17 protein-coding genes and 2 pseudogenes are annotated in these 20,935 nt (G+C 60.6%); 9 read left to right on the top strand and 10 right to left on the bottom strand.

The window, feature by feature from the left end:
• Positions 1–24: 24 nt before the first annotated feature.
• The 5 genes from FFR93_RS31680 (at position 25) to FFR93_RS31660 (ending at position 7,488) form a co-directional block, all read left to right on the top strand.
• The gene (locus FFR93_RS31680; RefSeq protein ID WP_138396106.1) at positions 25–2,112 is read left to right on the top strand and encodes an ABC transporter substrate-binding protein; all 2,088 of its coding nucleotides are present in this window, start codon (positions 25–27) and stop codon (positions 2,110–2,112) included.
• A gap of 159 nt (positions 2,113–2,271) precedes the next feature.
• Positions 2,272–3,279, top strand: coding sequence for an ABC transporter permease (locus FFR93_RS31675; protein ID WP_064707482.1), 1,008 nt, complete (start codon positions 2,272–2,274; stop codon positions 3,277–3,279).
• 1 nt (position 3,280) lies between these two features.
• Complete coding sequence (locus FFR93_RS31670) at positions 3,281–4,417, top strand: ABC transporter permease (RefSeq protein ID WP_064707286.1); 1,137 nt, start codon at positions 3,281–3,283, stop codon at positions 4,415–4,417.
• A 10-nt stretch (positions 4,418–4,427) separates the two neighbouring features.
• Positions 4,428–6,095, top strand: a complete 1,668-nt coding sequence (locus FFR93_RS31665) for an ABC transporter ATP-binding protein (protein ID WP_138396105.1) — start codon at positions 4,428–4,430, stop codon at positions 6,093–6,095.
• Between the two features lie 22 nt (positions 6,096–6,117).
• Complete coding sequence (locus tag FFR93_RS31660; protein WP_138396104.1) at positions 6,118–7,488, top strand: alpha-glucosidase/alpha-galactosidase; 1,371 nt, start codon at positions 6,118–6,120, stop codon at positions 7,486–7,488.
• A gap of 366 nt (positions 7,489–7,854) precedes the next feature.
• Here FFR93_RS31660 and FFR93_RS31655 read toward each other — a convergent pair.
• The 9 genes and pseudogenes from FFR93_RS31655 to FFR93_RS31615 all read right to left on the bottom strand — a co-directional run.
• A pseudogene (locus FFR93_RS31655) lies at positions 7,855–8,211 on the bottom strand (LysR family transcriptional regulator); the annotation flags it as partial.
• Between the two features lie 14 nt (positions 8,212–8,225).
• Complete coding sequence (locus FFR93_RS41085) at positions 8,226–8,462, bottom strand: hypothetical protein (RefSeq protein ID WP_171049285.1); 237 nt, start codon at positions 8,460–8,462, stop codon at positions 8,226–8,228.
• Between the two features lie 487 nt (positions 8,463–8,949).
• Positions 8,950–9,040 (bottom strand): annotated as a pseudogene (locus tag FFR93_RS41650) (thermonuclease family protein); the annotation flags it as partial.
• Positions 9,041–9,144: 104 nt separating this feature from the next.
• Positions 9,145–9,891 carry a ribonuclease activity regulator RraA gene (locus FFR93_RS31640; protein WP_138396103.1) on the bottom strand — a complete coding sequence of 249 codons (747 nt, stop codon included), beginning with the start codon at positions 9,889–9,891 and terminating at the stop codon, positions 9,145–9,147.
• A 21-nt stretch (positions 9,892–9,912) separates the two neighbouring features.
• Entirely contained in the window at positions 9,913–11,073 is a 1,161-nt protein-coding gene (locus tag FFR93_RS31635) for a mandelate racemase/muconate lactonizing enzyme family protein (RefSeq protein WP_138396102.1), read from the bottom strand.
• A 34-nt stretch (positions 11,074–11,107) separates the two neighbouring features.
• The gene (locus tag FFR93_RS31630; RefSeq protein ID WP_138396101.1) at positions 11,108–12,205 is read right to left on the bottom strand and encodes an ABC transporter ATP-binding protein; all 1,098 of its coding nucleotides are present in this window, start codon (positions 12,203–12,205) and stop codon (positions 11,108–11,110) included.
• Between the two features lie 10 nt (positions 12,206–12,215).
• Positions 12,216–13,106 carry a carbohydrate ABC transporter permease gene (locus tag FFR93_RS31625; RefSeq protein ID WP_138396100.1) on the bottom strand — a complete coding sequence of 297 codons (891 nt, stop codon included), beginning with the start codon at positions 13,104–13,106 and terminating at the stop codon, positions 12,216–12,218.
• A complete protein-coding gene (locus FFR93_RS31620; protein WP_138396099.1) occupies positions 13,103–14,062 on the bottom strand; it encodes a sugar ABC transporter permease in 960 nt (319 codons plus the stop codon). Before FFR93_RS31620 ends, FFR93_RS31625 begins: the two co-directional genes overlap by 4 nt.
• 73 nt (positions 14,063–14,135) lie before the next feature.
• A complete protein-coding gene (locus tag FFR93_RS31615) occupies positions 14,136–15,614 on the bottom strand; it encodes a sugar ABC transporter substrate-binding protein (RefSeq protein ID WP_064707278.1) in 1,479 nt (492 codons plus the stop codon).
• Positions 15,615–15,822: 208 nt separating this feature from the next.
• On the opposite strand from FFR93_RS31615, the gene FFR93_RS31610 reads away from it, so the two are divergent.
• The 4 genes from FFR93_RS31610 (at position 15,823) to FFR93_RS31595 (ending at position 20,393) form a co-directional block, all read left to right on the top strand.
• Entirely contained in the window at positions 15,823–16,533 is a 711-nt protein-coding gene (locus FFR93_RS31610) for a GntR family transcriptional regulator (RefSeq protein ID WP_138396224.1), read from the top strand.
• Between the two features lie 53 nt (positions 16,534–16,586).
• Positions 16,587–17,753 (top strand): mandelate racemase/muconate lactonizing enzyme family protein, encoded by a 1,167-nt coding sequence (locus FFR93_RS31605; RefSeq protein ID WP_138396098.1) that lies wholly within the window; start codon positions 16,587–16,589, stop codon positions 17,751–17,753.
• A gap of 64 nt (positions 17,754–17,817) precedes the next feature.
• Positions 17,818–19,179 (top strand): mandelate racemase/muconate lactonizing enzyme family protein, encoded by a 1,362-nt coding sequence (locus tag FFR93_RS31600; RefSeq protein WP_138396097.1) that lies wholly within the window; start codon positions 17,818–17,820, stop codon positions 19,177–19,179.
• Between the two features lie 14 nt (positions 19,180–19,193).
• Positions 19,194–20,393: a mandelate racemase/muconate lactonizing enzyme family protein gene (locus FFR93_RS31595; protein WP_138396096.1), complete on the top strand. Its 1,200-nt coding sequence runs from the start codon at positions 19,194–19,196 to the stop codon at positions 20,391–20,393.
• A gap of 70 nt (positions 20,394–20,463) precedes the next feature.
• Here FFR93_RS31595 and FFR93_RS31590 read toward each other — a convergent pair whose 3' ends face one another.
• Positions 20,464–20,760, bottom strand: a complete 297-nt coding sequence (locus FFR93_RS31590) for a hypothetical protein (RefSeq protein ID WP_138396095.1) — start codon at positions 20,758–20,760, stop codon at positions 20,464–20,466.
• Positions 20,761–20,935 lie beyond the last annotated feature (175 nt).

The following is a 20,935-nucleotide window of genomic DNA, read 5'->3' as shown; positions in this document are numbered from 1 at the left end:
CGCTCCGAAACAGAGGGAGAAACGATGATGAATTTCCGCAAAACAGGCATTCTCGCCGGTCTGGCGCTCGGAGTGTCGGTCATGGCGCTGAATGCCTATGCTTCCGAACCGACAGTGCCGCCGGTGCCGCCGGAATTTCCGGCCGAAGGCAAGATCAACTATGTCGCGCGTGACTCCATCCTGGAGTTCAAGGCGCTGACCGAATATCACGAGCCCGACTGGGTCACGAAGAATTTCGTCGCCGCCGGCAAGCTGCCGCCGGTCAAGGAGCGGCTGCCGAAGGAGCCGCTGGTCTTTAAGACAGGCAATATGCCCGACGGTATCGGCGTATACGGCGATACGATGCGCCACGTCATCGGCGGCCGGCCGGAAGGCTGGAACTACGGCGCCGGTCAGACGCAGGGCTGGGGCGGCATCGATATTGGCCTTTCCGAATGCCTGACGCGCACCGCGCCGCTCTTTCAGGTGAAGGCTCAGGATACCGAGCCGCTGCCAAATCTCGCCAAGGGCTGGGAGTGGTCCGAGGACGGCCATAAGCTCACCATGCATCTGATCGAAGGCGCCAAGTGGTCCGACGGCCAGCCGTTCAGTGCCGACGACATCATGTTCTACTGGGAGGACGAAGTCATCGATCCGAACGTCTCGCCGCTTGGCGGCGGCGCCTCACCGGAGGCCTTCGGTGTCGGCACGACGCTGAAGAAGATCGACGACTACACCATCGAATGGACCTTCAAGGAAGCCTTCCCGAAGCAATATCTCTACACGATGTCCTACCCGAACTTCTGCCCGGGTCCGTCGCATATCCTCAAGCCCCAGCATCCGAAGTATTCGAAGAACACCTACGACCAGTTCAAGAACGCCTTCCCGCCGGAGTTCATGAACATGCCTGTGATGGGCGCCTGGGTGCCTGTCGAATATCGCCCTGACGACATCATCGTCATGCGCCGCAACCCCTATTACTGGAAGGTCGACGAGAAGGGCAATCAGCTGCCCTACCTCAACGAGCTGCATTACAAGCTCTCGACCTGGGCCGACCGTGACGTTCAGGCAGTGGCCGGTTCCGCCGATATCTCCAACCTGGAGCAGCCGGAAAACTTCGTCGCTTCGCTGAAGCGCGCCGCCGAAAAGACCGCGCCCGCCCGGCTTGCCTTTGGTCCGCGCCTGATCGGCTATAACCTGCGCATGAACTTCTCCGCCAATGGCTGGGGCAATCCGGACGAGCGCGGCCAGGCGATCCGCGAGCTCAATCGAAACGAGGATTTCCGCAAGGCCGTCACCATGGCGCTCGATCGCAAGGCGATCGGCGACTCGCTGGTCAAGGGGCCGTTCACGGCGATCTATCCCGGCGGGCTTTCCTCCGGCACCAGCTTCTACGACCGTAACTCTACCGTCTATTATCCCTTCGATCTCGCCGGCGCCAAGGCGGAACTGGCCAAGGCCGGCCTCAAGGACACCGATGGCAACGGCATCGTGAACTTCCCTGCCGGCACGGCGGGCGGCAAGGATGTCGAAATCGTCATGCTGATCAACAATCAGTATACGACCGACAAGAGCCTTGCCGAAGGTGTTGTCGGCCAGATGGAGAAGCTCGGCCTGAAGATCGTCATCAATGCGCTCGACGGCGCCAAGCGTGACGACGCCCATTATGCCGGCCGCTTCGACTGGCTGATCCAGCGCAACACGACGGAGCTGTCTTCGGTGGTGCAGAACACCGAGCAGCTCGCCCCTGTCGGCCCGCGCACCAGCTGGCACCATCGGGCCGGCAAGGATGACCAGCTCGATCTTATGCCCTTCGAAAAGGAGCTTGTCGACGTCGTCAACAAGTTCAGGGCGAGCCAGAGCAATGACGAGCGGGTCGGCCTGATGAAGCAGTATCAGAAGATCTCTACCGCGCACGTCAACACTGTGGGCCTGACGGAATATCCGGGCGCCCTGATCATCAACAAGCGCTTCTCGAACGTGCCGCAGGGCACGCCGATCATGATGTTCAACTGGGCTGAAGACTCGATCATCCGCGAACGCCTGTGGGTGGCTGCCGACAAGCAGGGCAAATACGAGCTGTTCGCAGAGCAGCTGCCCGGCAAGCCCGGCGACAAGGGCCCGATCAACTGATGCATGAAACAAAGACGCGTCGCAGCTGATGCGACGCGCTGGAGTTCCCTCCCAGCTGAAGTGAGTTCGGGCCGCGCGTGCCGCGCGCGGCCTGATATGACCAACGAGCCGGCCGCGCTGACAAGGAGCGACTGGCTGCAAGGAGAAGCGAACCGTTCGATGTTACGATTCCTGCTCGTGCGAATAGCCTCCGCGATCCCCGTTCTCTTCATCCTGAGCGTGGTGACTTTCGCGATCATCCAGGCCCCGCCCGGCGACTATGCCGATTATATAAGATCCCAGCTGATCAATCAGGGCGGCGCATCCTACGCCCAGGCCGAAGCGCAGGCGCAAGCCTACCGGATCGAGCACGGCCTCGATAAGCCGATGGTAGTCCAATATGTTAACTGGATCGGCGGCATCGTCACACGCGGCGATTTCGGCTACAGCATGTTCTACAACAAGCCGGTCGCCGACGTCGTCGGCGAGCGTCTGCCGCGGACGTTGCTCCTGGCGCTCGTCTGCCACATCTTCGCCTCCCTGCTCGGCATCGGCTTCGGCATCTGGGCCGCGACGCGCCAATATAGCTGGATCGACAGCATGCTTTCGGGAATCTCCTTTCTCGGCATGACGGTGCCGCGCTTCCTGATGGCGCTGATCATCGTCTATCTCCTGGTCTTTCAGTTCAACGTGACTGAGATCGGCAGCTTCTTCTCGCCGCAGTATGGCGGCGCGCCCTGGTCCTGGGCGAAATTCGTCGATCTCGTCAGCCATGTCTGGCCTGTTGTGGCGATCGCCACCTTCGGCGGGCTCGCCTACAATATGCGCGTCATGCGCGGCAATCTGCTCGACACGCTGAATGCGCAATATGTCGAGACGGCGAAGGCAAAGGGGCTCTCCGGCGGCGCGGTGGTGATGCGCCATGCGGTGCCGAACGCGCTGCATCCGCTCGTCATGTATCAGGGCGTGGTGCTGCCCTACATGCTGACGGGTGAGATCGAAACCGCGATCATCTTCGCGCTGCCGACTGTCGGCCCGGCGATCGTCGGCTCGATGGCGATCGGCGACGTCTATGTCACGGCGACCTTCATGATGGTGCTGTCCGCGACTCTGATCGTCGGCAATATCATCGCCGACATGCTGCTCGCTCTGCTCGATCCCCGTGTGCGCCAGTTCGGAGGAGCCTGAGATGCTTGCTTTCGATTCTTCCGACACGCCCCCGACAACCGAACCCGCGATCAAAAAGCCTTCGCATGGCAGCGAAAGTTATCTCGCGCTCGTTTGGCGCCGGCTGCGGCGCTCCTGGACTGGCGTGGCCGGGCTCGTGCTTGTCGGGCTCTTGCTCATAATGGCGGTCTTTGCCGATTTCTTCGCGCCGATGGATCCGAAGGCGACCGATGTCGGCTTCGCGCCGCCGCAGGTGATGAGCTTCCACGACAAGGACGGAAACTTCGTCTTCCAGCCGCGCGTCTATGCGCTGTCGGATTCCGAGGAGCTCGATCCCGTCACCTTCCAGCCGATCGTCGGCGTCGATTACGACAATCCGCGGCTGCTCGGCTTCTTCGTAAAGGGCGCGGAGTACAAGCTGTTCGGCCTGATCCCGGCGAACCGCCACTTCTTCGGCTCGGTCGACGGCCAGCCGGTGCATTTCCTCGGCACCGACAAATTCGGCCGCGACGTGCTGTCGCGCGCCATCATCGGCTCGCGCATCTCGCTGATGATCGCGCTGACCGTGGTCTTCATCGTCACGCTCATCGGCACGACGGTCGGCATGGTGTCGGGCTATTTCGGCGGCACCTTCGACATCTGGCTGCAGCGTTTCGTCGAACTGGTGCTCGCCTTCCCGCAGCTGCCGCTCTATCTCGCATTGACCTCGCTGATCCCGGTGACGGCGCCGACCAATGTCTTCCTCGCCTTCGTCATCGTCGTCATGTCGGCGCTCGGCTGGGCGCAGATGTCGCGCGAGGTCCGCGGCAAGACGCTCGCGCTTGCCCGCATCGATTATGTCCGGGCGGCGATGGCCGTCGGCGCCACCGACAAGCGCATCATCATCCAGCATATCCTGCCGAACGTGATGAGCCATGTCATCGTCGCGGTGACGCTGCACATACCGAGCGTCGTGCTGCTCGAATCCTTCCTCGGTTTCTTAGGGTTTGCCGTCAAGCCGCCGCTGATTTCCTGGGGGCTGATGCTGCAGGATACGGCGACCTATTCGGTCATCGGTTCCTACCCCTGGATTCTCTCTCCCGTCGGCTTCGTGCTCGTCACCGTCTTCGCCTTCAATGCGCTCGGCGACGGACTGCGCGACGCGGTCGATCCTTATTGAGGTGATCGATATGGCTCTTGCACTTGTCAATTCCTTCGCCCCGCCCGTCCGTCACGACCATGATGGCCGCTTGGACACCCCGATCATCGACGCCCGCAACGTGGCGGTGAATTTCAAGGTCGAGCATGGCATCGTCGAAGCCGTCAAGGACGTCTCTTTCCAGCTCTACCGCGGCGAGACGATCGCCATCGTCGGCGAATCCGGATCCGGCAAGTCGGTGACGGCGCGCACGGTGATGGGGCTCCTGTCGAAGCGCGCCGTCGTCTCCGACAAGTCGACGGTTTCCTATGACGGCAGCAACATCCTGAAATTCTCCGAGCGGGCCCGCCGCAAGCTCCGCGGCGATCGCATCTCGATGATCTTCCAGGAGCCGATGAGCTCACTGAACCCGATCTATACGATCGGCAGCCAGATCGTCGAGGCGATCCGCGTGCACCGCCGCGTGAGCCGGAGGGATGCGGAAAAGCGGGCGCTGGAACTGCTCGAACATGTGCAGATCCCCGATCCCGCCGCGCGGTTGAAGCAATATCCGCATCAGCTTTCCGGCGGCCAGCGTCAGCGCGTGATGATCGCCATGGCGCTCGCCAACGATCCCGACGTCTTGATCGCCGACGAGCCGACGACGGCGCTCGACGTCACAGTGCAGGCGCAGATCCTGAACCTCATCCGCAACCTGCAGAAAGAGCTGGGGATGGCCGTCATCCTCATCACGCATGATCTGACGGTGGTGCGGCAGTTCTCTGATTACGTCTATGTGATGCAGCATGGCGAGGTGCGCGAGCACAATGTCACCGAGGCGCTCTTTGCCAATCCCCAGCACCCCTACACGCGGCATCTACTCGCCTCCGAGCCGCGTGGGCAAGCCAATCCGCTGCCGGCGGGATCGGATGTCATCCTCGATGCCAAGGGTGTGCGGGTCGCCTTCATGCTGCGCCATGGCACCTTCCTCAAACCGGAGATGCGCGAGCTCGTCGCCGTCGACAGCCTCGATCTCTCGCTGCGCCGTCACGAGACGCTCGGCCTTGTCGGCGAATCCGGTTCCGGCAAGACGACCTTCGGCCAGGCGATCCTGCGGTTGAACACGCCCCAGGCGGGCGAGATCCATTTCGACCGTCAGCCGATCCACGGCCTTTCCCGCGCCGGGATGCGGCCTCTGCGCGCCCGCATGCAGGTGGTGTTCCAGGATCCGTTCTCCTCGCTCAACCCACGCATGACGATCGGCCAGATCATCGAGGAAGGCCTCGTCGTCAACCGGCTGGGCGCCACCCGTGGCGAACGGCAGGACCGGGTGCGCGAGGCGCTCGTCGCCGCCGGCATGCCGGGTAATATCCTGTCGCGTTTCCCGCATGAATTTTCCGGCGGCCAGCGCCAGCGCATCGCAATCGCGCGCGCCATCGCGCTGGAGCCGGAATTCATCCTGCTCGACGAGCCGACATCCGCACTCGACCTGTCCGTCCAGGCGCAGATCATCGAACTGCTGCGCAAGCTGCAGGACGAGCGGGGCTTGAGCTACCTCTTCATCTCCCACGACCTCAAGGTCGTCCGGGCGCTCTGCCATCGCGTCATCGTCATGCAGCATGGCAGGATCGTCGAAGAGGGGCCCGTCAACGAAGTTCTCACCAATCCCAAGACCGCCTACACCGAACGGCTCGTCAAGGCCGCTTTCGAGGTAGCATGATTATCGAATGCCGGAGGCTATAATGGCAGGAAATCCCAAAATCACCTTCATCGGAGCTGGCTCCACCGTCTTCATGAAGAACATCATCGGCGACGTGCTGCAGCGTCCCGCACTCTCGGGCGCGACGATCGCGCTGATGGATCTCAATCCGCAGCGGCTTGAGGAAAGCGCCATCGTCGTCAACAAGCTGATCTCGACGCTCGGCGTCAAGGCCAAGGCCGAGACCTATTCCGATCAGCGCAAGGCGCTTTCAGGCGCCGATTTCGTCGTCGTCGCCTTTCAGATCGGCGGCTACGAACCCTGCACCGTCACCGACTTCGAGGTGCCGAAGAAATACGGGCTGCGCCAGACGATCGCCGATACGCTCGGCGTCGGCGGCATCATGCGCGGGCTTCGCACCGTGCCGCATCTCTGGAAGGTCTGCGAGGACATGCTGGCCGTCTGCCCCGAGGCGATCATGCTGCAATATGTCAACCCGATGGCAATCAACACCTGGGCGATATCGGAGAAATATCCGACGATCCGCCAGGTGGGCCTCTGCCATTCGGTGCAGGGCACGGCGATGGAGCTCGCCCACGATCTCGACATTCCCTACGAGGAGATCCGCTACCGCGCCGCCGGCATCAACCACATGGCCTTCTATCTCAAATTCGAGCATCGCCAGGCCGATGGCTCCTACCGCAACCTCTATCCCGATCTCCTGCGCGGCTATCGCGAGGGCAGGGCGCCGAAGCCCGGCTGGAACCCGCGCTGCCCGAACAAGGTGCGCTACGAGATGCTGACCAGGCTCGGCTATTTCGTCACCGAAAGCTCGGAGCATTTCGCGGAATACACGCCCTATTTCATCAAGGAGGGCCGCGAGGACCTGATCGAGAAATTCGGCATCCCGCTCGATGAATATCCGAAGCGCTGCATCGAGCAGATCGAGCGCTGGAAGGGCCAGGCCGAGGCCTATCGTTCAGCTGATAAGATCGAGGTGACGCCGTCGAAGGAATATGCCTCCTCGATCATCAACTCGGTCTGGACCGGCGAACCCTCTGTCATCTACGGCAATCTCCGCAACAATGGCTGCATCACCTCGCTGCCGGAAAATTGCGCTGCCGAAGTGCCCTGCCTGGTCGACGCCTCTGGCATCCAGCCGACCTTCATCGGCGATCTGCCGCCGCAGCTGACGGCGCTGATGCGCACCAATATCAACGTGCAGGAACTGACGGTGCAGGCGCTGATGACCGAAAATCGCGAGCACATCTACCACGCCGCGATGATGGACCCGCATACGGCGGCCGAACTCGACCTAGACCAGATCTGGTCGCTGGTCGACGACCTGCTCGCCGCCCACGGCGACTGGCTGCCCGAATGGGCCCGCACAAACCGTAAAGTCCAGGCGGCCTGATCCCCTCTCCCGGGTGAGGCGTCGAGAGCCCCGCGGTGGCAACGGCCGCGGGGCTTTTTGCGATTTAGTGGTGAAATCGAGCGAACTCGGCTGCACCCGGCTGGCAGATGAAGCGCGCGCCGACGGCGAAATGCGACGCCGTGCTTATCGTGTAGTAGACGCCCAGATACCTGAGAAGTTCGCCGGCCGGCTGGGCGTTCATTTTGGGTGTTGCATGGCGCCGATCAGTTGGCTCATCATCTCACCTATTCGGCGATTTTGGCGATCACGTTCTGGCAAGGTAACCTCCTCAACGGATGAAGCAACATGGTCGACTTACCGCGTCGGTTTGCCTCCTGGGAGCATTGGAATTATCGCGAAGCGCTTCCGCGCGATGAACTCCGGCACCACCGGCGCCACGAACATCGTGCCGAACGGAATTGTCGTTTTGATCCTAAGCCGCCCTCGCGCGGCGCCTCCCGCCGCCTGCTGATCCGCGTCATTCAGCCTGCAGGATCCTCAGCGCGGCATGATGATAGGCCTCACCTTCTTCCGTGAGCGTCAGAGCGCGAGTTGTCCGCACCAGAAGACGCGTGCCGAGCCTCGCTTCCAGGCGTGCGATCAATTTACTCACAGCCGACGGAGCGATGTCGAGATTGCGGGCGGCAGCGGAGAATCCCCCGTCCTGCACTACGCGTGCAAACACTTACATTCGCCGGAGCGTTCCATCGGAATCCGCGGCATTGATGATCCTCCGTTCAGGCAATAGTGCCGGCGAGGGCGCTCCCGTCGTCATTACGGGACGCGACCGCAAGAAGCCCGACAGCGCGATTGCCGATATCAAGGCGTCCGCTGATTCTGACATCATCGGGGTTGTCGCGGATGCAGCCAGCGCCGAAGGTGCCGCGATCATTGCCAAGGCCGAGCGTTCGGTCGATATCCTCGTCAACAATCTCGGCATTATGAGAGCAGATCGAGGCCGAGTTTTTCGCCACTGCCCGCTCGGCATCGATCCTGCAGAAACGGCGTTCTCACCGTCACTCTGCCTAAGACCGAAAGGCGCAGTCACAGGTCAAACGCATCGCCATCAGAAGCTGATCGAAACGAGCACGCCGCGGCCGGGACTTTGCCGGCATTCGTTTTGGTAAGGACACGCTCGAGCGAAGCCTTCCGTGAGCAAGTTGGCCCCGATCTTCCCCGTTGGTTCGACTGATGTTTTTGAGAGGCCGGCGTGATGGTGTCCATCCACCGCGGCTGAGTGCCGTTGCCGAGGAGGGTCGCGCGATTGTCGCTTGGGAGCGGACCGAGAAATTGCCTCCGCACGACCCAACTCTGGCAGGGGTGGATCGCCAGGAGGAAGGCAGCCAGCGATCGAAAATTACTGTCTTTCTCCCGCGATCCGGTTAAATAACCTGATTGTACCAATGCAGTTCCCGTACGATGGCGGACAAACAAGGCTGCCCGTGGTTCCACTTAGTGACATCAGTCGTTTCGCTGCTTCGGGGCTCTAGGTGCGCGCGAAGCCTTCTTTCAAAAGTTTCTTGCCTATCCCTTCGCCGTTCGTTCGGTAGATGTAGGCGAGCCCACGCTGCGACGACAGCTGGAATCCGTTAGGTGACATCGGCTCATCCGGCGCTGTTCCAGAACGTTCGCCGTCCACCTGGGGCAATCCATCGGCTAAGCTGTGCCTAAGCGGTTTGTTTTGCGCCACTCTTCGTACTCTGCGCGGGCATCGTCATGAAGCGGGTAGTAGCGCTGCAGCGACCCGCCCTCCATAAGCTTCGCCCGAGAAAACTCCTCCCAATCGTGATGCTTTTGGGATTCTTCGATTACCATCGGGGCCATAGCGACCGGAAGCACCACCACCCCGTCATCGTCGGCGACGATGATGTCTCCGGGTATAACGGTGACACCTCCGCAGGCAATCGCAACGTTGACGGCGTTCGGATAGATGCTCGTCTGGACATGGTAGTTGGGCGTCCAGCCGCGTAGCCAGAGCGCGAGATCGAGCTTTTCGACATTGGGCCGATCGCGCATGCACCCATCGATCACGATTCCAGCGCCGCCTCTGCCCTTGAAATACGTCGACATCATATCGCCAAAGACGCCCGAGCTCATGTCGCCGCGCGCGTCGACCACGACCACATCCCCCTCCTGCACGTGATAAAGCACGTGCCGGTGCAACTGCGTCTCCGGATCTGCATATTCTCCCTCGGTGAAAAGGTCCGGCCGCTGCGGCAGGAACTGAAGCGTCAGGGCCGGGCCGACGATCGACTTCCCGCGGCTCTGCGATACAGGGCCGAGCATATGCGGATTGCGGAAGCCCATGTGGCCGAGCGTACCGGCAATGGTCGCGGCGCCGATCTCCTTCAGTGCGTCGATCAAGTCTCTCGGCGGACGCGTAATATCGGGCGTATGCGTCATTTTAGGCTCCGGTGGATGAAACTACCAGTTAGTGACAGAACCGTCGCGGCGCTTCAGGTGAGGCGCTTCCCAGAAACGAAAACTCTCAGCCTTGACGGCCTCTTCGTTGACCTCGACGCCAAGCCCCGGCAGATGGCTGACCGGATATTCGGGGCCGTCGAGCCGTGGTTGCACGGGGAAGAAGTCGGAATTGTCGAAGCCTAGCTTTGCTTCGGGCGACCTGGTCTCGAGCCAGGCGAAATTCGGTACCGCTGCGGCGAGATGAATGGTCGCGGCCGTGCAGACGGGGCCGAGGGGATTGTGCGGCATCAGGTCCACGTAGTGCGCCTCGCTCCAACCAGCGACCTTCATCGCTTCGGTGAGCCCGCCCACATTGCAAACATCGAGCCGGTTGAACTGATGGATGCCTCGCTCGATGTAAGGCAGGAATTGCCACTTGCTGGCAAATTCCTCGCCGATCGCGAACGGGATGTCGGTCATCGTGCGCAGGGATTCGTAGGCCTCTGGTGTCTCGTCTCGTATCGGCTCCTCGAGGAAATCAAGCACGCCACGGCCGAGCTTGTTGCAGAAGCTCGCCGCCTCTGCCACCGACAGGCGATGATGATAATCGATGCCGAGGACGACGTCGTCGCCCATTGCCTCGCGCGCCTTGTTCAGCATCGCTGCGGTAGCGCCGATCGACTCCCGCGGCTCAAAGATGTCCTTGCTGTTTTGCCCGATGGGGAAGAAGCGGATCGCCTGCCACCCTTGTGCTCGTAGTTCGCGGGCGCGTTCGATGGCGACCTCGCCCTCCGCCTCGTCGCCGGTCGAGGCGAAGGTAGGAATGCGGTCGCGCTGCTTGCCGCCCAGCAGTTCGTACGCCGGAACCCCCAGCGCCTTGCCCTTGATGTCGTGAAGGGCAATGTCGATGGCCGAAATCGCCGCCTGCAGAACGCGCCCGCCTTCGAAGTATTGGCTGCGATAAATTTCCTGCCAAATCCGACCAATCTGCATCGCGTCGCGGCCGATGAGAAATTCGCGAAAATGCTCGATCGCCCCGGCCACGGCCTTCTCGCGACCGCTCAAACCGCTCTCGCCCCAACCGAAGATGCCGTCGTCGGTCTCCACCTTGACCAGCATCTGGTTGCGCGTTCCAACCCATACAGGATAGGGCTTGATCGCCTTGATTTTAAGCTTCGTCATCCACGCCCTCGTTTCACGCGCATCCGCCAGGGTCTCAGTTGGCCTTCAGCGCCATTTCCGTTTCGCCGTCGAACAGATGCATCCGCTCCTGATCGAACTCGAGCCAAATCTGTTCGTCGGGCGCGACGGCGATTGTCGGCGGCACGCTGACATTGACGAGGGCGCCGGACAGGAACGCCTGTACGAAGGTGACGTCTCCGGTCGGCTCCACCGTGTAGGCCTTGGCAGGAATGCTTCCAGGCACCGCACTCTTGTGCAGCTTGATTGTCGAGTGACGTGCGCCGAGCACGACTTTCCTGGTTGTTGCCCTCTCGACCTTCCGGGCGTTGGTTGGCGAAAGATCGAGGCGCCAGCCCTCCGCACTGGTCAACACGGTGTTGCCGTTTGCCGTTGATGCCTCCAGTGGGATAAGGCTCATCGCCGGGCTGCCGACGAAGCTGGCGACGAACATGTTCACCGGATGGGCAAAGATCTGCGCCGGTGAATCGTATTGCTGCAGGTAGCCGCCGTTCATCACCGCCATCCTGTCGGCCATGGTAACCGCTTCGAGCTGGTCGTGCGTCACGTAGATGATCGTCGCCTTGAGGTCCTGGTGAAAACGCTTGATCTCCGACCGCATCTGCACGCGCAACTTTGCGTCGAGGTTGGACAGCGGTTCATCCATCAGGAATACAGCCGGATCGCGAACGAGGGCACGGCCCAGCGCCACGCGCTGCTGTTGCCCGCCCGAAAGTTCGCGCGGCTTGCGCTCGAGCAGTTGCGTCATGTCGAGCACTCGCGCTGCTTCCTTGACCTTCTTGTCGATCTCGTCCCTTGGCAATTTGCGCATCTGCAGCGGGAACGCCAGATTTTTGTAGACCGATTTCTGCGGATAGAGCGCGTAGTTCTGGAACACCATCGCGATGTCCCGGTCCTTGGGATCGAGGTCATTGACCACCCGGTCGCCGATGACGATGTCGCCAGATGTGATGGGGATGAGCCCCGCTACAAGATTGAGCGTGGTTGTCTTGCCGCAGCCTGAAGGGCCGACGAGCGCAACGAATTCGCCGTCGTTGACCGTCAGCGAAACTTTGTTGACAGCTTTGAAGCTGCCATATGTCTTGACCAGATCTTTGAGGACCACGTGGGCCACCGGCAACTCCCTAGTGCTTGACTGCGCCTTCGGTGAGGGCGCGTACGAAGTATCGCTGCAGGACGAGGAACAGGACGACGACGGGCACGCTCATCATGAAGCTGGCCGCCATCAGGCCCGGAAAGTCCGTTGTATTTTCCGAAAAGAAGCGCTGGATGCCGACCGGCAGAGTCAGCTGCTCGTTCTTGGAGAGGAAGGTGTAGGCGTAGATGTACTCGTTCCACGCGCCGATGAAGGAATAGATCGCCGTGGCGATGATTCCTGGCGCCGAGAGCGGCATCACGATCCGGACAAATGCCTGGAACCGCGTCGCCCCGTCGATGCGCGCCGCTTGCTCGAGTTGCACCGGGATGTTGTCGTAGAATCCCTTGAGGAGCCAGATTGCCAGCGGCAGGCCGAATGTGAGGTAGGTGAGGACAAGCGATCCGTGCGTGTTCACGAGCCCGATCGCGCGCATCAGGATGAAGAGCGGCACGAGAAAGATCACTGCCGGGAACATGTTGCGAAGCAAGACGGCGAAGAACAGAAAGTTCCGGCCCGGGAATGTGAAGCGCGAAAACGCGTAGGCCGCAGGAACCGCCACGATCACTGAAAGGATGGTCGTGGCGGTGGACACGAAAAGGCTGTTCCAGAAGAAGCGCAAGAAGTCCTGGCCGACGCTGTTTTGCGGATCGAGCAGCTTCTGATAGCTGGCGAGGGTGGGTTGGTCCGGCCACCATTGCGGCGGAAATTGCATGGCCGCGAAGCCGGACTTGATCGAGGTGCTCAGCATCCAGATCATCGGTAATGCGGTGTAAAGCAGCATGAACACCAGGAATATACGTCCGCCCCACCGCCACCCATCGATGCGCGTACGGCGATGGGTCAGGCGCCGATGAGTAGTCTCGGCAATTGTGCTCATTTGCTCCCGTCCTTCTGCTCGTTGCCGGTCAGCGCACGGACGTAGAAGTAGCCGAGCGCCATCAGGATCAAGAACAGCAGCACCGAATAGGCCGATGCCACCCCCCAGCGCTGGCGGCCGAAGGCGAGTTCATAAATGTGGGTGATCCAGATATGCGATGCGTTCGACGGTCCGCCGCCGGTCATGATCCAGGGGATGATGAAGGAATTGAAGTTGGCCACTGCCAGCAGAAGAATCGTCACCGTCGAGACATTTCTCAAGTGCGGAAATGTGACGTGCCAGAATCGCTGCCATGCATTGGCTCCGTCGACTTTTGCGGCGCGCAGCAACTGGTCGGGAACCGTCTGCAGGCCAGCCATCATCATGATCATTGCAAAGGGAAACTCTCGCCAGATATTGACGACGATCAACGAGGGCAGCACCGTGCCGACGCTGTCGATGAAATTCGGCGGCCGGTCGGCCCATCCGAGGCCGACCAGCACCGCGCCGATTATTCCAAAGTCCGAATGGTAGATCCACTTCCAGATATAGGACGCGGCGACCGCGCTGATGACCCAGGGGATGATGAGGACCGCGCGCAGGACGCCGCGGCCGACAAAGTCACGGTTGAGCGCCAGGGCGCAGGCAAATCCTAGGACAAATGCGATCAAAGTGGATGCCAGTGTCCAAGTGAGAGTGTTCCAGGTGACCGTCCAGAACACCGGACTTGTGAGGATGGCGATGTAGTTCTCGAAACCGACGAAGATTTTGTCCCGGAGCTGCAAGGCGGGCGGTGTATTAAAGAACGACAGCTCGATCGTGTAGTAGATCGGGTACGCAATGACGATGAGCATCACGGCGAGCGCAGGCAGCACGTACGCGTAGTCAGCGCGATGCTCCCAAATCTTTCGCAGCGCGCCGGCCCGATCGGGTTGCAGTCTTCGCCGAGCCTCGGCCTTGCCAGTCAAGATCGTCACTGTGCGGTGCCCTTATTCTTCGGAACAAACCGGCTGCAATCGAGGTGCAGCCGGTCAGATCGTCAGGCTTGGACTAGAGTCCGCCGTCCATCAGGTCCTTGACCTTCTTGGCCGCGTCATCCGCTGCCTGGTCGACGGTCATGGCTCCGGTCAGGGCATTCTGCAGCATATCAGGGACGATGATGTTCATGATCTCGGGGGACTGTGGCAGTGCCGGGAACGGGATTCCGTAAGGCAGCATCGACGTCGTGACATCAAGGAACTTGATACTGTCCAGACGTTCCTTCATCCACTTGGTCTTGAAGCCGTTAAGGTTTCCCGGGTTCGAGCCGGCATAGGCCATCTTCAGCGACCATTCGGGGCTCGTCCACATGCAGATTATGGCCTTTGCAGCCGGCTCGTCTACCTTGCCGCCCTCGACATATTCGGGCTTCAGGATGTGGATGTTGGAGCCGCCAAACACGACGGCACGCTTTCCATCGGGGCCGGTCGGAATGAGGCCGTAGCGCATGTTGTCGATGACGGTCTGCGCTTTTTCCTTGTCGCTGCCCGTCGTCTTCTTCTGCAGGTCGAGCATGACGTTGTAGTCGGACGGGTGCGAGATCATCATGCCGAGCTGGCCAGCGAGGAAGAGGGGCTGGTTGTCGGCCTGCTGGTTGGTGAGCGCCGAAACCGGAACCGACTTGTCGCGAACATACATATCGTAGGAGGCTTGCAATGCCGCCTTGCTCTGCGGGCTGTTGAGCTGGACCTCCTTATAGGTCGGGTTGGCGGTCGCTTCGTCGAAGACGCCGCCGCCATAGGCCCACAGCTGCGGCATGAAGCGGTACGGCGTATTGCCGGCATTCTTGCGAGCCACGAGACCGTAACCGGCAACGCCGAGCTTGTCGTGGATCTGCTTGGAATACTTGACGACGTCGTCCCAGGTCGCCGGAGCCTTGTCGGGATCGAGGCCTGCACGCTTGAAGATGTCGGCGTTCCAGATGAACGCCATCGTCTCGTTGTTGGTCGGAATGCCGTAAGTTACCCCTTCCCAGGTTACGGCCTTCATTGCGCCCGGCCAGAAATCCTCGGTCGAATACCCGACATCTTCGGGTTTGAGCGGCTCGAGATAACCCTTTGCGGCGAACTCGGTGCCGCCCAGGATTTGCAGGCGGACCGCCATGGGCGCTGCATTGCCAAGGAGCGCGGTCCGGAACTTGTCCAGCAGGTCGTTATAGGTGAGGGCTTGTTCCTCAAGCTGGATGTTTGGGTAGGTCTTGCGGAAGTTCTCGAAGAACTCCTTGTAATACTGGCGCAGGAGGTCGGGGTCGCCCTCGAACACGCCCTGATACCAGAATGTCAGCCGCCCCTTATAGTCGAGGGGGGTGACCTTGCCGCAATCGGCCGCCGTGTCGAACTCCTGCGTGCCGGCGATGGAGCGCACATATTGCGGTGACCATTGGCTCAAGTCGACCGGCGCGCTGAGCGCAGGCACGGACATCAACGATACCATCAAAGCAGTAGATACGGTGCCGCGCACGACGACACCGCCGAGTGAAAGACTCGTCATAGGGATCCTCCCAGGTTTTCTCCAAGCCGCTCTGCATCGAGGCGAGCGGTCTTGCTCCCAGGCCGTGGGATTCTCCCACCTAATGTATCCCTTCGACCTTATCATACATTTTCATGTCAAAGATTGTCTGTCAACCAGAGAAATCGTACATTGTTTTGAGAAGTTTCGCATGATATCCGATGAATGCATGTATGGATTGGGGACAGTCTTGGCCGAAACAAGTGAATTCAAAGCACAGCCCCCTGAGGGGATCGACGCTACAGGGGCCTCGAGCGAGGGCGCGTCTGTTTACCAACTGATCAGGGAAGACATCATCGAAGGGCGGCTCGCGGCCAACGAGCGGCTCGTCATCACCGATCTCGCCCGGCGCCACGGCACCTCGACCAACCCCGTGCGGGAGGCTTTGCAACTTTTGCGCGGGGAGGGTTTTGTCACCTTCGTTCCCAACCGCGGGGCGCGTGTCCGGCCCATCGATCAGGACTTTGTTCGGGATATCTACGAGATCGGCGTTTTGATCGAGCCGTCGTTGACGCGATGGTTCGTGAATATGGCCACGGTGGAGGACATCGCTGAACTCGAACGAATCCAAGGCCTCATTGAAGAGAACAACTTTACCGACACGGTAAGACACAGCGAACTGGACACAGCGTTTCATACCGTCATGTACCGGAAGCACTACAACCGCCATGCTGCCGAGCTTTGGTGGAAGCATCGCGAAGTGCTTCGAGCCGTGAGCCGCCGTTTCGATTTTACGCTTGCCCGGCGTGCAGCGATCCTGAGCGAGCATCGCGAGCTTATCGCGCATGTCAAAGCCGGCAGGGCGAACGAGGCCGCCGAACTTATTGCAAGCCACGTCGAGGGCTCAGGCCGGCACATCCTCGAACACATGCGTGCCCGCAACGCCGCTCGCGCAGGATAGAAGATTTGTCATGAATAACGTTAGCCGGAAAAATTCAGTTAGAGGCAGTTGAGATGAAAATCACCAACGTTCGGCCGTGGCTCATCAGATCGGATGCATCTTATTGGGGAGAGTTTCTGTTTGTCGAAGTCACGACCGACGAAGGGGTGAGCGGTTGGGGAGAGATCACCACCACGACAAGGCTTGCCAATCGGGCCCTCTGCACGATCTTGCGGCAGATCGGCGCCGCTTTGATGGGCGAGGACCCGGCGCGCATCGAGTATCTTTGGCACAAGGTTTTCCGCAGCTTCACCTACATGGGCAGCCGCGGCGCCGCCGTCGAATGCGTAAGCGCCATCGACATAGCCCTCTGGGACATCCGGGGCAAAGTCCTCGGCAAGCCGATATATGAGCTCTTGGGCGGACCGGTACGCGACCAAATTGCCCTTTACACCCATCCCAACCAGGCCAAGTTTACCAGCAAGGAGGCGGTGGTAAGGGAAATTCGAGACATCGTCGAGTCCGGCCACACGGCGCTCAAATTCGATCCTTTCCCGTACCAGGGCAGCGCCGCCGATGGACAGCCTCGCGAACAACGAAATGGCTACCTCGATGGCAGCATGACGCGTAAGGATGAGCGTGAGGCCGCCGAACTCACTGCTCTGATCCGCGAAACGGCGGGCCCTGATGTCGACATCCTCATCGATGCGCATGGCCGGTTCGACGTTCCCACCGCCATTCGCCTTTGCCGCAGTCTCGAGGAAGCCGGTCAGATCGACTGGTTCGAGGAGCCCTGTCCGCCCGAGAGCCTCAACGCTCTCAGACAGGTCCGCGAGAAGGTCAGCGCCCCTATCTCGTGGGGCGAGCGCGGCCACACGAAATGGGATTTCGTGCCGGTGCTCGAAAAAAGGCTCGCCGACTACATCATGCCTGATGTCACCTGGACCGGCGGCATTACTGAACTCAAGAAGATTTCTGCCCTGTGCGAAGCCTACTACATTCCCGTCTCGCCGCATGACGCCGCAGGGCCGATCAACGTGGTTGCCGGAGCGCAGGTGATGATGACCGTTCCGAATTTCTACAAGCTTGAAACGTCAGAGTGGAACCTCGGCAAATACGATCACCTGATCGACACACCGCTCGATGTTTCCAACGGCAACCTCACGCTTACGCTCAAGCCTGGTCTCGGCGTTGAGATGAACCGCGAATACCTTCAAAACCATGAGATAGAACTCGACTAGCCAGCACCGCTCTCGGCCGCCCCAGCGTGCGGCGATGGGCTCCCCACCAGAACGAGGAAAAGTCATGCCAGAGGCATATTCAGCCGACGAGGCGCTCAATCGGGTGAACACGCATTCCAAGCCCTCAGACCTTCGCATCACCGACATGCGGGTAGCCGAAATTACCGGAGCGCCGTTCGCCTCAGTGCTGCTCAAGATTTACACGAACCAGGGCATCGTCGGGCTGGGCGAGGTGCGCGACGGTGCCAGCGCTACCTACGCGCTGATGCTGAAGAGCCGGTTGCTTGGCGAAAATCCTTGCGACATCGACCGCCTGTTTCGCCGGATCAAGCAGTTCGGTGGCCACGGCCGGCAAGGTGGCGGCGTATCGGCGGTTGAAATCGCCTTGTGGGATCTTGCCGGAAAAGCTTATGGCGTCCCCATCTACCAGATGCTTGGCGGCCGTTTTCGGGAGAAAGTGCGCGTCTATTGCGATACCGACGCCGCTGTGGCGAGCGGCACCGCAACCGGCAGGCGCCTCAAGCAGCGCATGGAGCTCGGCTTCACCTTCCTCAAGATGGATCTGGGTCTGATGCAGATCGCTGATGTCCCCGGTGCGGTCGTCTTTCCTGCCGGTTCACTGGAGGGGTACCGAAACAGTCCCGTTCGGGGGCCGCTGAAGACGATAGAGGAGCGACGGACCCGCAACGCTGCTTACGATCAGCATAACATCCAGCACCCGTTTACCGGCCTGCACTTTTCGGACAAGGGCCTCGACCTGCTTGAGCAATACATCGCCGAGGTCCGTGAGGTCATCGGCATGGATGTGCCGCTGGCGATCGATCATATCGGCCATATCTCGATGCAGAATGGCATCCGCCTTGCCAGGCGAATCGAGAAATATGTGCCGGCCTGGCTCGAGGATGTGATCCCATGGCAGTATACCGAGCAATACCGACAGCTCCAGGACGCCACCACGGTCCCGATCTGCACCGGCGAGGATATATACCTCAAGGAGGGCTTCGAGCCGCTGCTGAACAGCGGCGGTGTCTCCGTTATCCACCCTGACCTGCTCTCCAGTGGAGGTATCCTCGAGACCAAGAAGATCGGCGACATGGCGCAGGACCGAGGTGTCGCCATGGCCATCCACATGGCAGAAAGCCCGATCGCCGCGATGGCCGCCGCACATGTCGCGACAGCAACCGAAAATTTCATGGCGCTCGAATACCATTCCGCCGATGTCGACTGGTGGGACGATATCGTCACCGGCCTTCCCAAGCCGCTGGTGAAAAACGGCTTCATCACTGTTTCGGATAAGCCGGGCCTTGGCATCGACGATGTCGTCGACGAGGTGATCTCAGAGCATCTGCAGCCGGGCGTCGCCGGCATCTGGCAACCTACGGATCACTGGGACGATGAGTATTCCTGGGATCGCACCTGGAGCTGAGGCAAAGAAAGAAGATGAAGATCACCGATCTCCGCTGTGCCGTTATCGGTAGACACCCGATCGTGCGGATCATCACGGACGAGGGCCTCTATGGCCTGGGCGAAGTCGAATTCACGAAGTCATACCTCAAGCCCTTTGTGCTGCATTTCCGTGAGGCGCTGATCGGCGAGGATCCGACTGACGTGGAGAGAGTGATGCTGAAGATCCGTCAACGCGGCTCCTTCAAGCCGTACGGTGCGGCGGTGAGCGCGATCGAGCATGCGCTGTGGGATATTGCCGGCAAGGCCGCGGGCGTGCCCGTCTATAAACTGCTCGGCGGCAAGGTACGGGACAAAGTGCGCGTCTACAACGGCTCGGTTCGCCAGAAACGCACTGGCGATCGGCCGGAAGACTACGCCGCTGACGTCAAGTGGATGATGGAGCAGCCCCAGAACTTCTTCATGATCAAGCAAGGAATCTCGTTCCACTCCAACATGAAGGACACCATCGAGGACTTCCACTACGGTGTGACGCAGAAGAAGGCCGGTTATCACGGTGCCATGGACCAGGGCGTGATCAGCGAGCGCGGCTTCAACCATATGCTCGACTGTGTGATCGCGATGAAGGAAGTGTTGGGCGACAAAGTCAGCCTGGCGCTCGACTGCGGCCCGGGCTGGATGCTGCCCGATGCGATCAGGTTTGCTCGCGCGGTGGAGAAGTACAATTTGATGTGGCTCGAGGACATGCTGACAGGAGACTACGTGCCGTGGGTCAACCCGCAGGCCTATCGGGAGCTGACGACCTCCACCTCGACCCCGATCCATACCGGTGAGCAGATCTACCTCAGGCACAATTTTAAGGAATTGATCGAGACGCAGGCGGTCCGCGTCATCGGCCCCGACCCAGCCGACATTGGCGGGATTGCCGAGCTTAAATGGGTGGCTGAGCACGCTTACATGCACTCGATCCTGATGGCCCCGCACGGCACGGCTAACGGGCTGCTCGGCCTCGGCGCGTTGATCAACGTCTGCGCCACGTTGCCGGCAAATTACATCGCTTTCGAATATCCCACCGCGTCCGACCCGTGGTGGGAGGACCTTGTCATCGGCCTGCCGTCGCAGATCGTCAAGGACAGCATGATCGACCTGCTGGAAGCGCCGGGGCTGGGGCTCGACATCGACGCGGAAGGGGCCAGGAAATATCTGATGGAAGAGGATTCAGGGTTTTTCGACTGAACCTCCCTTCACCTGCCGTGCCTATCCTGTCGGGCGCCAGGAAATAGTAGAAAAGACTATCTGGCTGTCTTCAAATCCCCGAGCCGTCGAGCTGCTCGTCGTCGCCTTCCCAGGGCGAGGGCATCGAGGTGCGGTTGGCCGAGGGCATCGGCATCCAGCACTTCAACTCCGGCTCGGCATATTCGATGATGTGCCCCGGCGAGGAATCGGACGCGCGCCAGCCTTCTCCGGCGAACTGATCGCCATGCGACCAATAGGCGAGGTCGACTTCCGCCGGCCCCTGTTCGGAGGCGCGGATCGTCACCAGGATCCGGCTGCCGTCTCTCGGTGCACTTGCCATGGGGCGCCAGCGGTCCGGTTCGTCCATCGTCTTTCCTCCTGCCTTGCTGCAGCTGCAACTGTCGCCTCGCCGTCGAAAGCGGTCAACCCAAACTTTGTAAGCGCGCCGGTGCAGGCGATCCCCGACCTCCCAAAATTGGTGCCGGAGCGTTTTCCCCGGCTTTCCCGGCCATCCCATTTGCCGGCCGGTTGCCAAAAAACCA

Source organism: Rhizobium sp. MHM7A, from assembly GCF_005862215.1.
Classification (GTDB): Bacteria; Pseudomonadota; Alphaproteobacteria; order Rhizobiales; family Rhizobiaceae; genus Rhizobium; species Rhizobium bangladeshense.
This window is presented reverse-complemented; position numbering and strand designations above follow the sequence as displayed.

What these genes read in the sequence shown, in the direction of transcription:
- FFR93_RS31680 (WP_138396106.1), top strand. Translation starts at nt 25, where the DNA reads ATGATGAATTTCCGCAAAACAGGCATTCTCGCCGGTCTGGCGCTCGGA.
- FFR93_RS31675 (WP_064707482.1), top strand. Translation starts at nt 2,272, where the DNA reads ATGTTACGATTCCTGCTCGTGCGAATAGCCTCCGCGATCCCCGTTCTC.
- FFR93_RS31670 (WP_064707286.1), top strand. Translation starts at nt 3,281, where the DNA reads ATGCTTGCTTTCGATTCTTCCGACACGCCCCCGACAACCGAACCCGCG.
- FFR93_RS31665 (WP_138396105.1), top strand. Translation starts at nt 4,428, where the DNA reads ATGGCTCTTGCACTTGTCAATTCCTTCGCCCCGCCCGTCCGTCACGAC.
- FFR93_RS31660 (WP_138396104.1), top strand. Translation starts at nt 6,118, where the DNA reads ATGGCAGGAAATCCCAAAATCACCTTCATCGGAGCTGGCTCCACCGTC.
- FFR93_RS31640 (WP_138396103.1), bottom strand. Translation starts at nt 9,891, where the DNA reads ATGACGCATACGCCCGATATTACGCGTCCGCCGAGAGACTTGATCGAC.
- FFR93_RS31635 (WP_138396102.1), bottom strand. Translation starts at nt 11,073, where the DNA reads ATGACGAAGCTTAAAATCAAGGCGATCAAGCCCTATCCTGTATGGGTT.
- FFR93_RS31625 (WP_138396100.1), bottom strand. Translation starts at nt 13,106, where the DNA reads ATGAGCACAATTGCCGAGACTACTCATCGGCGCCTGACCCATCGCCGT.
- FFR93_RS31615 (WP_064707278.1), bottom strand. Translation starts at nt 15,614, where the DNA reads ATGACGAGTCTTTCACTCGGCGGTGTCGTCGTGCGCGGCACCGTATCT.
- FFR93_RS31605 (WP_138396098.1), top strand. Translation starts at nt 16,587, where the DNA reads ATGAAAATCACCAACGTTCGGCCGTGGCTCATCAGATCGGATGCATCT.
- FFR93_RS31600 (WP_138396097.1), top strand. Translation starts at nt 17,818, where the DNA reads ATGCCAGAGGCATATTCAGCCGACGAGGCGCTCAATCGGGTGAACACG.
- FFR93_RS31595 (WP_138396096.1), top strand. Translation starts at nt 19,194, where the DNA reads ATGAAGATCACCGATCTCCGCTGTGCCGTTATCGGTAGACACCCGATC.
- FFR93_RS31590 (WP_138396095.1), bottom strand. Translation starts at nt 20,760, where the DNA reads ATGGACGAACCGGACCGCTGGCGCCCCATGGCAAGTGCACCGAGAGAC.